Origin of the sequence: Williamsia muralis NBRC 105860 (genome assembly GCF_001598915.1) — a bacterium.
Classification (GTDB): domain Bacteria; phylum Actinomycetota; class Actinomycetes; order Mycobacteriales; family Mycobacteriaceae; genus Williamsia; species Williamsia muralis.
Genome location: NZ_BDAP01000015.1, coordinates 1 through 13,823, shown reverse-complemented (window position 1 = coordinate 13,823; position 13,823 = coordinate 1). Strand labels below are relative to the sequence as shown.

Annotated in this window: 17 protein-coding genes; 10 read left to right on the top strand and 7 right to left on the bottom strand. The window is 65.2% G+C overall.

From position 1 onward, the window contains the following. From WIMU1_RS25595 to WIMU1_RS25585, 3 genes are all read right to left on the bottom strand, one after another. Window positions 1-726, bottom strand: a 726-nt coding sequence (locus tag WIMU1_RS25595; RefSeq protein ID WP_084248572.1) for an oxygenase MpaB family protein, incomplete at its 3' end; no start/stop codon positions are given. A gap of 77 nt (window positions 727-803) precedes the next feature. Beyond that, window positions 804-1,313 carry an O-acetyl-ADP-ribose deacetylase gene (locus tag WIMU1_RS25590; protein ID WP_062801325.1) on the bottom strand — a complete coding sequence of 170 codons (510 nt, stop codon included), beginning with the start codon at window positions 1,311-1,313 and terminating at the stop codon, window positions 804-806. Then, entirely contained in the window at window positions 1,310-2,278 is a 969-nt protein-coding gene (locus WIMU1_RS25585) for an ADP-ribosylglycohydrolase family protein (RefSeq protein ID WP_062801323.1), read from the bottom strand. Before WIMU1_RS25585 ends, WIMU1_RS25590 begins: the two co-directional genes overlap by 4 nt. A gap of 61 nt (window positions 2,279-2,339) precedes the next feature. Between WIMU1_RS25585 and WIMU1_RS25580 the strand changes: the two genes are divergently transcribed. Further along, window positions 2,340-2,972 carry an NUDIX hydrolase gene (locus tag WIMU1_RS25580; RefSeq protein WP_062801321.1) on the top strand — a complete coding sequence of 211 codons (633 nt, stop codon included), beginning with the start codon at window positions 2,340-2,342 and terminating at the stop codon, window positions 2,970-2,972. A 92-nt stretch (window positions 2,973-3,064) separates the two neighbouring features. On the opposite strand, the gene WIMU1_RS25575 is transcribed toward WIMU1_RS25580, so the two are convergent. Further along, on the bottom strand, window positions 3,065-4,177 hold the full coding sequence (locus WIMU1_RS25575) for a zinc-binding dehydrogenase (protein WP_062801320.1): 1,113 nt from the start codon (window positions 4,175-4,177) through the stop codon (window positions 3,065-3,067). A gap of 140 nt (window positions 4,178-4,317) precedes the next feature. Here WIMU1_RS25575 and WIMU1_RS25570 point away from each other — a divergent pair, with 140 nt between their 5' ends. Both WIMU1_RS25570 and WIMU1_RS25565 read left to right on the top strand, forming a co-directional pair. Continuing rightward, the gene (locus WIMU1_RS25570) at window positions 4,318-4,776 is read left to right on the top strand and encodes an acyl-CoA thioesterase (RefSeq protein WP_062801318.1); all 459 of its coding nucleotides are present in this window, start codon (window positions 4,318-4,320) and stop codon (window positions 4,774-4,776) included. Between the two features lie 6 nt (window positions 4,777-4,782). Further along, a complete protein-coding gene (locus WIMU1_RS25565; RefSeq protein WP_062801316.1) occupies window positions 4,783-6,006 on the top strand; it encodes a cation:proton antiporter in 1,224 nt (407 codons plus the stop codon). A gap of 15 nt (window positions 6,007-6,021) precedes the next feature. Here the strand turns inward: WIMU1_RS25565 and WIMU1_RS25560 are convergent, their stop codons facing one another. Next, window positions 6,022-6,774, bottom strand: a complete 753-nt coding sequence (locus WIMU1_RS25560; RefSeq protein WP_062801329.1) for an alpha/beta fold hydrolase — start codon at window positions 6,772-6,774, stop codon at window positions 6,022-6,024. Between the two features lie 94 nt (window positions 6,775-6,868). Here WIMU1_RS25560 and WIMU1_RS25555 point away from each other — a divergent pair, with 94 nt between their 5' ends. Continuing rightward, window positions 6,869-7,924, top strand: coding sequence for a hypothetical protein (locus WIMU1_RS25555; RefSeq protein ID WP_170164415.1), 1,056 nt, complete (start codon window positions 6,869-6,871; stop codon window positions 7,922-7,924). A gap of 12 nt (window positions 7,925-7,936) precedes the next feature. Here the strand turns inward: WIMU1_RS25555 and WIMU1_RS25550 are convergent, their stop codons facing one another. Then, window positions 7,937-8,356, bottom strand: coding sequence for a CoA-binding protein (locus WIMU1_RS25550; protein WP_062801313.1), 420 nt, complete (start codon window positions 8,354-8,356; stop codon window positions 7,937-7,939). A gap of 171 nt (window positions 8,357-8,527) precedes the next feature. Between WIMU1_RS25550 and WIMU1_RS25545 the strand changes: the two genes are divergently transcribed. Continuing rightward, window positions 8,528-8,734, top strand: a complete 207-nt coding sequence (locus tag WIMU1_RS25545; RefSeq protein ID WP_120803016.1) for a DUF2510 domain-containing protein — start codon at window positions 8,528-8,530, stop codon at window positions 8,732-8,734. A gap of 7 nt (window positions 8,735-8,741) precedes the next feature. Here the strand turns inward: WIMU1_RS25545 and WIMU1_RS25540 are convergent, their stop codons facing one another. After that, window positions 8,742-9,434 (bottom strand): GntR family transcriptional regulator, encoded by a 693-nt coding sequence (locus WIMU1_RS25540; protein ID WP_062801309.1) that lies wholly within the window; start codon window positions 9,432-9,434, stop codon window positions 8,742-8,744. A gap of 148 nt (window positions 9,435-9,582) precedes the next feature. Here WIMU1_RS25540 and WIMU1_RS25535 point away from each other — a divergent pair, with 148 nt between their 5' ends. The 5 genes from WIMU1_RS25535 to WIMU1_RS25515 form a co-directional block, all read left to right on the top strand. Then, a complete protein-coding gene (locus tag WIMU1_RS25535) occupies window positions 9,583-10,788 on the top strand; it encodes an NRAMP family divalent metal transporter (RefSeq protein ID WP_062801308.1) in 1,206 nt (401 codons plus the stop codon). Then, complete coding sequence (locus tag WIMU1_RS25530) at window positions 10,785-11,543, top strand: LamB/YcsF family protein (protein ID WP_062801306.1); 759 nt, start codon at window positions 10,785-10,787, stop codon at window positions 11,541-11,543. The genes WIMU1_RS25535 and WIMU1_RS25530 overlap by 4 nt, the downstream gene beginning before the upstream one ends. Next, the gene (locus tag WIMU1_RS25525) at window positions 11,540-12,151 is read left to right on the top strand and encodes a 5-oxoprolinase subunit B family protein (RefSeq protein WP_062801304.1); all 612 of its coding nucleotides are present in this window, start codon (window positions 11,540-11,542) and stop codon (window positions 12,149-12,151) included. Before WIMU1_RS25530 ends, WIMU1_RS25525 begins: the two co-directional genes overlap by 4 nt. Then, window positions 12,148-13,023 carry a 5-oxoprolinase subunit C family protein gene (locus WIMU1_RS25520; protein WP_062801302.1) on the top strand — a complete coding sequence of 292 codons (876 nt, stop codon included), beginning with the start codon at window positions 12,148-12,150 and terminating at the stop codon, window positions 13,021-13,023. The genes WIMU1_RS25525 and WIMU1_RS25520 overlap by 4 nt, the downstream gene beginning before the upstream one ends. Window positions 13,024-13,051: 28 nt before the next feature. Next, window positions 13,052-13,823, top strand: a 772-nt coding sequence (locus WIMU1_RS25515; protein ID WP_062801300.1) for a putative hydro-lyase, incomplete at its 3' end; no start/stop codon positions are given.

Here is a 13,823-nt window from a genome sequence, read left to right as displayed (position 1 = left end):
ACGAAGCGCTGCGCGCGACACGGCCCGGACAGCCCGTGGCGGATGCCGGTAACCGAACGCATCGAGTAGGGCGTCGTCCATCAACGACCGCGCAAAGATGTTGATCAGCCAGGCCGGGGCCTTGTCGTTCGGCGGGAATGTGGTCATCAGGGCCAGCGTCGAATCGGCGACCTTGCGCGCACCGTCGTTGTAGGCGAAGTTCTTCTGCTCGTAATCGTCGAGGAAGTGCTCGAACTCGGTGTAGGTGGCCGGAATCTGCTTGATCCCCATCAGGGTTCCGAGACGGCGATAGTAGTTGGTGGCGGCCACCACCTCGTTGTGATTGAGCTGCCGCCAGCCGTAGTCCTCGATCCAGCGCACCGGGGTCACCACGAATGTCGCGAGTACGTAGAGCATGTCGTCGTTCGAGATGTCGTAGGCGCCGTGCATCTGATTGATGCGGCGGATGCTCGTCCGCCCGGTCTCGCTGTCGAGTCCGTGTTCGAGCACGCCGTCAAGGAGCAGGGTGGTGTCGTCGTAGCGTTTCTGGACTTTGTCGGTGAACTCTCCGGTGTCGAACAGCAGCTGGCCCACGGACGGCACCGCGTACGTCCGGAACAGCGCGAAGCTCAGTGCCTGGTTGATGTCCCAGGGGAACTCGATGGTCGCGAGCAGCCGGTTGATCTCCTCGAAGTCCTTCTCGGGGTCGAGCTGGCTGGTCTTGGAGCGCACTGCGTACCGGTTCATGGGGCCTCCTGTGGTGCCGGTCACTATGACCTGCTGACAGCTTAGCCCCGGTACCGAGTGTTCATCAGGCGACCCGGTCAGCCGACGTATTGCCTGCTCAACTGCCCGATTTCGCGCGAGAAGGCCACCAGAGTCACCAAGTCCACGTTTACTTCGGCGGTCTTGATGGCGTGAACCTGACGGGACACGGCGTCGGCGACCGGCCACCCGTACGCACCGGCCGAGATCAACGGGAAGGCGACAGATGTCGCCCCCAATGACCGCGCCAGCAGCAGGCTGCGCTGGTAACACGCCCGCAGGTCAGCCGACCGGTCGTGACGCGTCGAGTAGCGCGGCCCCACCGTGTGGATCACCCACTTCGCCGGAAGCCTGCCCGCCGTGGTGGCCACTACGGCTCCCACACCGAGGCCGTCTGGGAGTGTTGTTGCCCGGATGAGCCGGCACTCATCGAGTATCTCGGGCCCGCCCACGCGGTGGATCGCACCGTCGACACCACCACCGCCCAGCAGCGACGTGTTCGCAGCGTTGACGATCACATCGGCTCGCGTGGTGGTGATGTCCCCGATGGCGACGTCGATGATGGTCATTGTTTGTCCTCTCGTTTGGTGTCGCCCGCTTGAGCGTCGGGTGCAGTCGGACCCGCCGCCTTACCCACGACCCGGCGTACGGTTGCAACGAGTTCGACCGAAGTGTGGCCGGGATAGCCATGGAGGAGGGACGTCCACTCCGATGGGATCGCCGAGGCTCCTCGGCAGGCTCCCACCAGTCCGCCGGCGATGGCCGCGGTGGTGTCGGTGTCGTTACCCGCACGCACGCAGTACTCCAGCGTCTCGGGCAGATCGCAGGCAGCCCTGGTCAACGCCCACCAGGCGGTCTGCAGCGCATGCACCACCCACCCGTTGTTGGGAAAATCTGCGGGCGAACCGTTTTCGGCGATGTCGAGCAGCGGACCCCAGTACGCGCGGACCGATGCAGGCGCCTGCTCCAGATAGAGCCGCACCCCCTCGGGCGACCCGGTGAGTACCGCGTGCCGGATTCCACAACTCCACATCTGACACGCTTCTCGTGCGCGTTCGTCGTAATGCGTGAGATCGCTGATGGCACCCGCAGTGTGCACGCAACCCCCGGGGTCGTCGAGAAACGCCAGGGCCACTGGCGCCGTGCGCATCAGTGAACCGTTGCCACCGGTGCGTCCGGTCAAGCTCGCAGCCCTGTCGGTCATCGCGCGTGCCGATCGACACCGGCCGCTCAACACCGCCCGGGTCTGCGTACCGATATCGGGCGGACCGGAGTCGTACCAGCGCACAAACGACCTGGCGATCGCATCGAGATCGGCGTGGCCTTCGGTCAACCCCTCGGTCACGCAGATCGCCATCGACGTGTCGTCGGTCCACTCACCAGGGGCCCAGTCGAACGTCCCGCCTCCTTTCATCCGGATCTCGGTGTGCGCCGCGGGATAGGTGAACTCGTAACCCGCGCCGAGTGCGTCCCCTGCTGCCGTCCCGAGCAGGACCCCGAGGGCCCGGTCGAGCTGTTGGTCGTCGAGATCCATCGCTACTCCTTAGATCAAAGTTGAGCTAAAGGTTAGCGCAAATGTGCGCTAACATCAACGGATGGTGTGGCTCGATGCAGCAGGTAAAGCTCTGACCGACTACGACCGGCCGTCGGTTGCCGTCGACGTGGCTGTTCTGACTGTGCAGGGCGACGAGCTGGCCGTGCTGGTCGTGAAGTCCGAGCGCGGCCTGGCGCTCCCCGGAACCTTCCTGCACCGGGGTGAGACCCTCGCCGATGCGGCGAGTCGCGCCCTGCAGACCAAGGCAGGCATCCGCGGCCTGGCCTTCCATCAACTCGGCATGTACGACGACCCGTCACGCGACGACCGCGGGTGGGTGTTGTCGATGGCACACGGTGCGGCAGCCATGCGCCGGCACCTTCCCGACGATGCGCTGCTCGTGACGATTGCCGGCGAGTCACCTTCGGAGGATCTCACCTTCGACCACAACAACATGGTTTCCCAAGCGGTACAGGACATTCGGGTTCGTTACTCGAACAGTCCCGACCCCGACCGGTTACTCGGCGATCAGTTCACCCTCTTGGAGTTGCGGCGCTTGCACGAGGCGATCTTTGGCGCCACATTGATCAAAGACACTTTTCGCCGTCGTTTCATCGGAGACCTGGAGGGCACCGGCGAGCGCGCCGCATCCGACAGCGGGCGGCCGGCCGAACTCTTCCGCGTCCGGCGATGACGGGTCTCGGCGCCCACACCCTCCGGCTCCAGTCACATCCTCCGACTGCAACCGGAGGATGTCGCTGCAATCGGAGGAAACGTGGCGGTCGGTCAGTCGAACATGATCACCTGACGGATGGCCTTGCCGTCGGCGAGCTGGTCCATCGCGTCGTTGATCTCGTCGAGCCGGATGCGCGAGGAGATGAGCTGTTCGACGGGCAGGCGCCCCTCACGCCACATCTGTGCGTACCGGGGAATGTCGCGACTGGGCACAGCCGATCCCAGATAGCTCCCGATGATGGTCCGAGCTTCAGCGGTGATCGTCAACGGCGAGATGCTCGACCTTGCGGCCGGAGCGGGCAGGCCCACCGTCACGGTGGTTCCACCGGTGGATGTGGCCGCGAAAGCAGTCTCGAAAGCCCTTGCGTTGCCCGCACATTCGATGACGTACGTGGCCTTCACACCTCTCAGCGAGACATCCTGCGGCGTGTACACCTCGTGCGCGCCGAGTTCCTGGGCGAGACCGAGCTTGTCTTCCACGGTGTCCACCGCGACGATCCTCGAGACATTCTGCGCCACAGCAGTTATCAACGCTGCCATGCCGACTCCGCCGAGGCCGACGATCATGATCGAATCCTGCGGTGAGGGCTTGGCGGCGTTGAGCACTGCTCCCCCACCCGTGAGAACCGCGCAACCCAGGACGGCGGCAATGTCCGCGGGCACGTCGTTGCCCACGGCAACCGCTGACGCGGCATCAACCACCGCGTGGGTGGCAAACCCCGAGACACCCAGATGGTGGTGAATCGGTCCGCCGCCATCGGGTGACGAGAGTCGGCGGCCGCCGTGGAGCATCTCGCCGGCGTTGTTCGCGACCGATCCCGGTACGCATGGGAGCCGCCCGCCCGCCGCGCAACCCTCACAGTGCTCGCACCGCGGCAGAAACGACATCACCACGCGATCGCCGACCTCGATGTCGGCGACCTCTGAGCCCCGTTCACGCACGATGCCGGCTGCCTCGTGACCCAGCAGCATCGGGACCGGTCGCACCCGATTGCCGTCCACCACACTTAGATCGGAATGGCAGACACCCGCTGCCTCGATCTGGACGAGCAGCTCGGTGGGGCCAGGCGACCGCAGCTCCAACTCGCGCACCGCGATAGGTGTGGACTGCGCGTAGGGTCGCGCCCGCCCGATCTCCTCGAGAACTGCTCCAGTGATCAACATATGCGCGCCTTTCCACCTCGGCAACAGCCCAGATCCACCAGGCACCTCGTAGTCTCTATCCGGGACCACCAGCCAACCGGGCGTCCCATGACGACGTCGACCACGATAGGGCAAGCCCCGAGAACGGAGATTCGAGGCCGGTGACCAGAGGTCCACATCCGTCGCCCGACGACTATCCGGTGCTGTGGCCGATCCCGACCCGCTGGCACGACAACGACCACTACGGCCACGTCAACAACGTGACGTACTACTCGTACTTCGACACCGCGGTGAACGCCTGGCTGATGTCGGCCACGGGCACCGACATCCGTGACCTGCCGGCCATCGGGATCGTCGCCGAGACATCGTGCAACTACCTGCGCGAGTTGAGTTTCCCCGACCAACTGTTGGTCGGTATCTCGGTGGAACGCCTCGGCACCCGCAGCGTTGTCTACGCGTTGGCGATCTTCCGTAGCGGCCCGAACGGCGACCACGCCATCGCCGCGACCGGACGATTTGTACATGTGTACGTTGACCGCTCGTCGCGGAAGCCGGTCGACATCCCACCTTCCATCCGTTCGGTGATCGCCGGTCTCGCCGGTTCGTCCGCAGAGAGCTGACACGACATGGGAACCGTGGTCACCTCGTTTTTCTGGATCGTGGGGTGCGCGGTGCTCGCACCACTCGTCGCCGGGCTGATTCCGGGCAAGCGGATACCCGAGGTTGTGCTCCTTCTCGTCGGCGGGATCCTGATCGGGCCTCATGTCCTGGATTGGGCCGTCGAGGGCAACGAGATCGAGATGCTCCGCGAACTCGGTCTCGGAATGCTGTTCCTGCTCGCGGGATACGAGGTCAAGACATCAGAACTTGTTGGCCGAGAGGGTCGTCGGGCGTTCTATACGTGGATGTGCTGCCTGGCGATTGCCTTCGGCGCAACGTTCGCCTTGGGTGCCGCAGGACTGTTGACCGCCGAGAGCGCCGTGGCCATCGCTCTGTGCTCCACCGCGCTCGGTACGCTGCTTCCCATCCTCCGCGACAACGGACTGCTCGACACCCGACTGGGACAGACGGTCCTCAACCACGGGGCGTTCGGTGAAGTGGGTCCGGTCATCGCGATGGCGGTACTGCTCGGCACGCGCGGGTCGCTCCAATCCACGGTTGTCCTCATCCTGTTCACCATCGCTGCGGTTGCCGTCGGATTGGTGTCGGACCGCGTTCTGCGGCAACAGACCTGGCTGAGGAAGTTGGTGTCTGCGGGCGGGGAGACCACAGCGCAGACGACCGCCCGGGTGACGATGTTCTTGCTCGTGGGACTGATGGTGCTGGCCTACGAGTTCGAGCTGGACACGGTACTGGGGGCGTTCGCAGCGGGATTCATCCTGCGGCGGCTGCTGCCCGAGGGACATGAGTCACTGGAAACCAAGCTGGACGGAATAGCTTTCGGCTTCCTGATTCCCATCTTCTTCATCACCTCCGGCATGGGTATCGACATCGCGGCGGTGTTCTCGAAACCCGGTCTCCTGGTGGTGCTGGTACTCCTGATCATCGCAGTGCGCGGCGTTCCCGTCTTCATCGCCACCCGATGGGATCGGGGGCAATCAGGCACCGAACCGCCCTTTTCCATCGCCGAGCGCACGCAACTCGGCCTGTACTCGGCGACCGGTTTGCCTCTGATCGTGGCGGTGACAGGCGTTGCCGTGGCGGCCGGTGAGATGACCGAAGCGAACGCCTCGGTGCTGGTGACCGCAGGTGCGGTCACCGTGTTGGCGCTGCCGTTCACGGCGTCGATGATCGGCGCCCGGCACAAAAGACTCCGCACGTCGAAAATCAGTCCGGAGAGTCGACGGTGAAAGCGGGCGCCGCGTCTAGCCTGCGAGGAAATCGAGAACCCGGCGGTTGAATTCCGACGGGCGGTCGCGGTGCACGCTGTGGCCGGCCTCGATAGCGGTGAAATGCCCGTCGGGCAGGGCCTCGCTCACACTGCGTAGGTGCCTGGGCGGCAAGAAGCTCTGTTCACCACCCGAGATGACCAGTACGGGCGAGGCGATCACGTTCAGCGAATCCCACCAGTCGGTATCGATCACCTGGAATTGGGCCGCGACGAGTTGGGGCATCCGGTGGTCGAACCGGATCACCGGGCTCGGATAGCGCGCGAACGACCAGGCTCCTCGGAGCCGTTCAGGCCACCCTCCCGCCGACGGTGCGATGTTCTCGTCCAGGTCGGCCTGTCCACGGGGCATGGGCGGGATCTCTTCGAGCACCAGCCGCCTGATCCGATCGGGCGCAGCCATCGCCATCCTCGCCACGGTGTGGGCGCCCAGCGAATGCCCGACCACATCGACCTCGCCCACCCCCAGGTCGTCCAGCACAAAGGTCAGGTCATCACGAAAGTCATCGAGCAGGTAGTCGCCCGATCGCGAACTCCTGCCGTGACCGCGCTGGTCGTACGTGATCACCGTTCGGCCAAACGCTCGCAATTGCCTGGCCAGCGGACGCCATGTCTGATGATCACCGCCCATTCCGTGCACCAGCACCACTGGCCGATCTGTCACCGGACCCGACGTTCGCACCGCGAGGGTGATCGATTCGGCGCCGGATGGCCGGGTCAGCGTGTCCACCGACGCCACGGTAGTCAAACGCTCACCAGCGCGCCTGCCACGCCCACCCGCATCACCGGTTCCGTGCGCCACGTCTCGCCGGTGCGGATAATGGGTGAGCATGGTGTACATCTCGGCAATCATCGGCTTCGTGCTGGTCTTTGCCACGAGTGCACTGGTGCTGGTGGGGACCGAATGGATCAAGTCGATCGACTGGGCGGCCCGGTTCCGCGCGGCGTCTGAGGGCCGCGTGCCACCCCCGGTCGAAGCGACCGACGAATCCGGGTCGACGTCACCGGCAATCACCGACTTCGCCCCGCCTGCACCCCTTCGTCGACGACCCGAGGGCGGTGACGGACTGGCCGATCTGGCCAAGACCACGGCCACGCCGTACTGGATCGACCACCAAGGGGGGACGCGACCCGGCGAGTCGATTGCCATCCGGTTCGCGTTCATCGCCGTCGACACGTGGCGCGGCGACCAGCCCCGCATCGACATCGATCGTCTCCTCGACCGCGACTCCGGGCAGGTCGACGATTGGGCCGTCCGCACCGACGAGAACAACTACCCGCGACCTCTGCGACGGCAGCTGCGCCAATCCGCGTTGTCGCCGCACGACCAGGCAACCATCGACGAGATGCGGGCGCATCCCATCGGCAAGCTCGCCTACCTGGCGTGTTCGACGGCAACGGCGATCGAGCAGAGCCGATCCTGGAAGCACGACATCCTCGACAACAAGATGATCAGGGTCGACCTCGATGCCGAGGTGGCGGAGATCAGTCGCAGTTGCGCGCGGTTGCGTGCCTCCGTCGACAAACTCGGGGCCGGTCCGCCCGACGACCTCGGCGACGACCCGGAGCTCACCGCCATCCACGCTGCGCGGTCGCAGGTGCACGACGAACGGCTCGGCGTGCTCGTCCAGCGACTGGAGGCATTCACCCGCTACCGAGCCGGCGTGGAGCAGGTGGACCGTCAGCTGGCAAAGCTCGAATGGGTGATCAGCGTTGTGGTCGACGACGATTCGGACGAGTATGTCGCCGCGGCCGAGGACGAGCTGGGGTCGGAGCGGTTGAATCGCGCGGCCGAGGAGTTCGACACCGTGGCAGGCGCGATCATCGAGACCATGCTCACCGACGCCAAGCGCCTTTCGCGGATCGTGCGTTACTCGTAGGCGCCTTGCGGGTCAGCGTGGCGCCGACACGCCCAGTCGCCGTTGTTCGATGATGAGGCAGCGGTCTTCCACGTACAGCAGGCCCGCATTCTCTGCGATCTCGCGAGCCTCCGCCGAGGCGATGCCCAGCTGAAGCCACAGTGCTGTGGCCCCGGCGGCCACAGCCTGCCGGGCGATCTCCGCCGTCTGGTCCGAGGGACGGAACACGTCGACGAGCCCGATTTGTTCGGGGATGTCGGCCAGTGTTCGGTAGACGGGTTCCCCGAAGAGTTCGTCGGCTTTGGGGTTCACCGGGATGATCCGCCAGCCGTGGTTCTGCATGTGAGCGGGCACGGTGTGCGCCGGCTTGGCAGGGTCGGCGCTGGCCCCGACCACGGTGATCGTGTCGTACTTGCTCAGGATCTGTTCGACGACATCATCGGTGTTCGACATTGTGAAATCCTAGGGTTCGCCGGTACGGCCGCGACGTTCGCCCGGCCTCCTTCGGTCAAACCGGCCATCGAATCGGTTTCTTCCCAGATGCACTTCCCGGCGGTTCGATTTTCCGCCGGCCCCTGTCCAGGACCCCGCACGCCGAGCCCCGCGGCACGACATACTCAAATGATGGAGCCCTGGCAGATCATCCTGGTGGTAGTCATCGTCGTAGTGGTCGTGGGCGTGATCATCGCGCTCGTGCAGGCGGCCCGAGCGAGAAAGCCACCGACACCCGCCGACTGGTACCCCGATGAGCACGACCCGAGCATCGAGCGCTACCACGACGGCTCGGGATGGACCGATCGCACGCGGCCGAACAAGGAAGACGACTACTGACCGACCACTAGTCGAACTGGGTCAGCAGGTGGGCCTCGGCGTCGTGCAGATACGTGTCCATCGCAACTGCCGCGGCCTCCACGTCACCTGACGACAGCAGATCCGCGATCTCACCATTGCGCTCCACGTAACGTTCGTGGAATTGCCGAGCCGACCCGGTACGAAAGAAGACCAGGCGCATCTCGGCCAGTAGAAGATTCATCTCCACATCGAGCCGGGCACTACCGGCCTGAGCGACCACGGCCCGGTGAAAATGCTGGTTGGCGCTTGCGACCGCGTCCCCGTCACCGCGCGCCAGAGCCTTTTGTCCTTCGGCGACCGCCGCCCGCATGGCGTCGTGCTGGGGCCGGGCGTGGCGACCTACCCGGATGGCTCCCGTCTCGATCACCCGACGTGCCCGGTAGACGTCGCGCACGTCGTCGGCCGTGGGTGTGCGGATCAGGACCCCTCTGTTGGGTACCCGCTCGAGTATGCGTTCGGAGATCAACTGGCTCAGCGCCTCGCGCAGGGTGTTGCGGGAGATGCCCAGTGCCCGGGCGATCGCTTCTTCGGGCAGGCGAGCGCCGGAACGAAGCCGGCCTTCGTCGACCTGCGCGCGCAAGACGGACGCTGCTCGTTCAGCCGAAGACGTCAGGACCACCTCGGGGCGAGCGGCTTCGAGCGCGCCGAGAACGCTGTCGAATCCGGGTTCCGTTTCCACGGATCGAGTGTACGAGACGCAGGATTGTGAGATTGTTGAACAATCCTTATCGCGTCGGAAAAGCTCTGGAAACAATCGGACGCGACGCTGAGGAGTAGTCGAGGCACCTCGCCGCCGGCACAGCTCGACAGACAACGAGGAGATCTCCATGGCAGAAACAATTGCCGTCGGGGCCAACAAGGGCGGGCGCGCTGCGCTCCTGGGAGCCATGTTCCTCATGGCCACCAGCGCCATCGGGCCCGGCTTCATCACTCAGACCACCCAGTTCACCGTGCAGCTCGGCGCGGCATTCGCATTCGCGATCGTGGTGTCCATCCTGGTCGACATTGCGGTACAGCTGAATGTCTGGCGGGTGATCGGGGTTGCGGGCCGTCGTGCCCACGAGCTCGCCCACGACGTCCTTCCCGGAGCCGGATACGTGCTCGCCGGGCTTGTGCTCCTCGGCGGACTGGTGTTCAACATCGGCAATGTCGGCGGTACCGGTTTGGGTACAGACGCGATGTTCGGACTCGAACCCCGGATAGGTGGCGCGATCTCCGCGTTGATCGCCATCGCCATCTTCCTGAGCAAGCGCGCTGGTGTTGCCCTCGACCGCATCGTGGTGGTGCTCGGTGCCGGAATGATCTTGATGACCGGCTACGTGGCGATCGTTTCCGGGCCGCCCACGGGCGAAGCACTGCGCAACACAGTCATTCCCGAGCAGATCGATGTTCTGGTCATCACCACCATCATCGGTGGGACCGTCGGTGGGTACATCACCTACGCCGGCGCACACCGACTCCTCGACAGCGGGTTGACGGGGCCCGAACACGTCACCCAGATCAGCCGAAGTTCGATCCTTGGCGTGATCGTCACCGGCGTGATGCGGGTGCTGTTGTTCCTTGCCGTTCTCGGTGTCACGGCAGGCGGAGTGGCTCTGGCCAAGGACAATCCGACGGCGTCGGCTTTCGAGTCGGCGCTCGGCAACGTCGGCATGCACTTGTTCGGGGTGATCCTGTGGGCGGCGAGCATCACGTCGGTGATCGGTGCGGCGTACACATCGGTCTCGTTTCTCACCACATCCAGCACCGCAGCTCGTACCCGCAATCTGCTGACGGTCGGTTTCATCGCGATCACCACGGTCATCTATCTGTTGATCGAGACAACGCCGGTGAAGCTGCTGATCTTCGCCGGAGCATTCAACGGCATCATCTTGCCCATCGGCTTCACCATCGTGCTCTGGGTCGCCTGGCGTCGTCGCGACCTGCTCGGCGGGTACCGTTATCCCACATGGTTGTTGAGTATCGGCGTCATCGCATGGCTGGTCACCTTGTATCTGGGCTACGAATCACTGACGAAACTCGGTGACCTATGACCACGATCGATCTCAACAGCGACATCGGGGAATCGTTCGGCCGGTGGGAACTCGGTGACGACGAGGCAATGCTCGAGCTGGTCACCAGCGCAAACATCGCGTGCGGTTTCCACGCGGGTGATCCCAGCACCATCGCCCGCACCGCGCGATGGTCGGTGCAGCGCAGTGTCCGGATCGGCGCCCAGGTCGCGTACCGCGATCTGGCGGGATTCGGTCGCCGGTTCGTCGACGCGTCGCGGACCGAATTGACCGACGACGTGGTGTACCAGATCGGCGGGTTACAAGCACTTGCCGCAGCGGCAGGCGGATCGGTCACGTACGTCAAACCCCATGGTGCGCTGTACAACACGGCCGTTCACCACGAAGAACACGCTTCAGCGGTGGTCGATGCGGTGGCCGCGGTTGATCCGGGACTGGCGATCCTCGGGTTACCGGGCTCGCGGCTCCTCGAGTTGGCCGAACAGCGGGGGCTGCGGGTGGTCCGCGAGGCATTCGCAGATCGCGGTTACACCCCATCTGCGACGCTGGTGTCGCGGCGTGAACCCGGCGCGGTCCTCCAAAATCCCGACGCGGTGGCCCAGCGGGTACTTCGAATGGTGACCGACGGGGAGGTCGAGGCGGTTGATGGTTCCACCGTGAAGCTCGACGTGGATTCGGTGTGCGTTCACGGCGACTCCCCTACCGCGGTCGAGATGGCTCGCGCCGTCCGCGACATCCTCGGTGCGAATGGTGTTGAGGTGAAGCCTTTCTCATGACGGTCCTGACGTACGGCGATCGGTCTCTGCTCATCGAGGCGGAGACCACCGATCAGGCGATCGGCTGGACGGTCGCCATCAACGAGGCGAACTTGCCCGGCGTCGTGGATGTTGTCCCCGGCGCCAGAACGGTTTTGGTGACCGCAGATGGCCCAGGTAGAACTGGTGCGCTGCGCACCGCACTCGAGCCCCTCACCCCGGAGCCCGAGGAAGCCCGACGTGACGGCCCGACCATCGACGTGCCGGTGATCTACGACGGACCCGATCTCGACGACGTCGCTCGCCTCACTGGGATGACCCCGCAGGAGGTGGTCACTGCACACACTGGTACCCCGTGGCACGTGGCCTTCGGCGGGTTCGCACCGGGCTTCGCCTACCTCATCGGCGGCGACCCACGCCTGCAGGTCCCGCGCCGCGACGAAGCCCGAACCAAGGTGCCGGCGGGTGCGGTGGGACTTGCGGGCGAGTTCAGTGGCATCTATCCACGGCAGTCCCCCGGCGGTTGGCAACTGTTGGGGCACACCGACCTACCGATGTGGGATGTGTTCCGCGATCCACCCGCACTGCTGCAGCCGGGCACACTCGTACGATTCCAGAGCGTCTCGTGAGCACGCTCGAGGTGTTGGCCACGGGGCCGCTCACCACGATTCAAGATGGTGGCCGCCCCGGGCTCGCCTCGCTCGGGGTGAGTCGCTCCGGTGCCGCCGATCGGCGGTCGCACCGTCTCGCCAACCGGCTGCTGTCCAACCCGGAAGACGCTGCGACACTCGAGGTGACTCTCGGCGGGCTGTCGCTTCGAGCAACGGGTGAGGTCTGGCTGTCGGTCACCGGCGCCGATGTGGACGTGCTGGTCGATGACGGTTCCGGACCTCACCCGGTCGGGATCAATGCCCCGTTTGTGATGCACGCGGGGGATTCGGTGTCGCTCGGTATGGCACGTGCCGGACTTCGTGCGTACGTGGCCGTCCGCGGCGGCATCGCCGTGACGCCCACTTTGGGCTCGTGTAGTACTGACACGATGTCGGGGCTAGGGCCAGATCCGTTGGCCGCCGGAACGGTGTTGCAGATCGGGCCCCGGCCAGGCGAACTACCGGACCTCGACGTTGCCCCCGTTGCGGCGCCGGCCGCCGGAGACGTGGAACTGCGCGCCATCCGCGGTCCGCGCGACGGATGGGTTCTGGACGCCGATGATCTGGTGCGTGCGGCGTGGCAGGCATCCGATCACAGTGATCGAGTGGGAATGCGGTTGAGCGGCAATGCGCCTGGCCTCGGCCACCGTGATCCCGCTCGTCAATTGCCCAGCGAGGGCATGGTGCGGGGAGCGATTCAGGTACCTCCGAGCGGTCAGCCGGTGGTCTTTCTCGCCGATCATCCGGTCACCGGCGGCTATCCCGTGGTCGCCGTGCTGATCGACGAGGACGTCGACCGTGCCGCCCAGATCCGTCCCGGTCAGTCGGTGCGTCTCCGCTGGGCTCGATGACCATGTGTTCGCCCGATAGGAGCTCTTGATGACGTCACCCGCAGCCACCACCCCATCGGCGGCCCGAAAGTTGTTCCGCGACGGGCTGGTCACCCCCACCGCGGGTTGGTCACCCGGATATACACAGGCCAACCTGTTGACCCTTCCGCGCGCCGACGCCTACGACTTCTTGCTGTTCGCGCAGCGCAATCCGAAGTCGTGCCCGATCCTCGATGTGTTGGATGCCGGCGAGGTGACCGGACCGATGCTCGGTGGGGACGGTGACATCCGCACCGACGTGCCGCTCTACCGGATCTACGAGAACGGCGAACTGGTCGAAGAGGCAACGGACGTGACGCCGTGGTGGCGGGAAGATCTGGTCTCGTTCTTGATCGGGTGCAGCTTCACGTTCGAGGCTGCCTTGATCGAGGCAGGCGTACCCGTGCGACACATCGAACAGGGTTCAAATGTGCCGATGTACAAGACCTCTCACCGTTGCCGCCCGGCCGGGGGTCTGTCCGGTCCGCTGGTGGTGTCGATGCGGCCGGTACCAGCAGAATTGGTCGCAACCGCAGTACGGGTGACGTCGCGCTATCCCGCGGTTCACGGCGCTCCGCTTCATATCGGCGACCCCGCCGTACTCGGCATCTACGACATCGACCAACCCGACTTCGGCGACGCTGTGGACATCCGCCGGGGCGAGATACCGGTGTTCTGGGGATGCGGCGTCACCCCGCAGGCCGCGGTGATGGAGTCGAGGCCGGCGTTGGCAATTGGTCATGCACCAGGCCACATGGTGATCACCGACGTGCGCGACAGCC

Excerpts from the sequence above, each read along its gene's own strand:
- WIMU1_RS25590 (WP_062801325.1), bottom strand. The coding sequence starts at position 1,313 with ATGACCATCATCGACGTCGCCATCGGGGACATCACCACCACGCGAGCC.
- WIMU1_RS25585 (WP_062801323.1), bottom strand. The coding sequence starts at position 2,278 with ATGGATCTCGACGACCAACAGCTCGACCGGGCCCTCGGGGTCCTGCTC.
- WIMU1_RS25580 (WP_062801321.1), top strand. The coding sequence starts at position 2,340 with ATGGTGTGGCTCGATGCAGCAGGTAAAGCTCTGACCGACTACGACCGG.
- WIMU1_RS25575 (WP_062801320.1), bottom strand. The coding sequence starts at position 4,177 with ATGTTGATCACTGGAGCAGTTCTCGAGGAGATCGGGCGGGCGCGACCC.
- WIMU1_RS25565 (WP_062801316.1), top strand. The coding sequence starts at position 4,783 with ATGGGAACCGTGGTCACCTCGTTTTTCTGGATCGTGGGGTGCGCGGTG.
- WIMU1_RS25550 (WP_062801313.1), bottom strand. The coding sequence starts at position 8,356 with ATGTCGAACACCGATGATGTCGTCGAACAGATCCTGAGCAAGTACGAC.
- WIMU1_RS25545 (WP_120803016.1), top strand. The coding sequence starts at position 8,528 with ATGGAGCCCTGGCAGATCATCCTGGTGGTAGTCATCGTCGTAGTGGTC.
- WIMU1_RS25535 (WP_062801308.1), top strand. The coding sequence starts at position 9,583 with ATGGCAGAAACAATTGCCGTCGGGGCCAACAAGGGCGGGCGCGCTGCG.
- WIMU1_RS25530 (WP_062801306.1), top strand. The coding sequence starts at position 10,785 with ATGACCACGATCGATCTCAACAGCGACATCGGGGAATCGTTCGGCCGG.
- WIMU1_RS25525 (WP_062801304.1), top strand. The coding sequence starts at position 11,540 with ATGACGGTCCTGACGTACGGCGATCGGTCTCTGCTCATCGAGGCGGAG.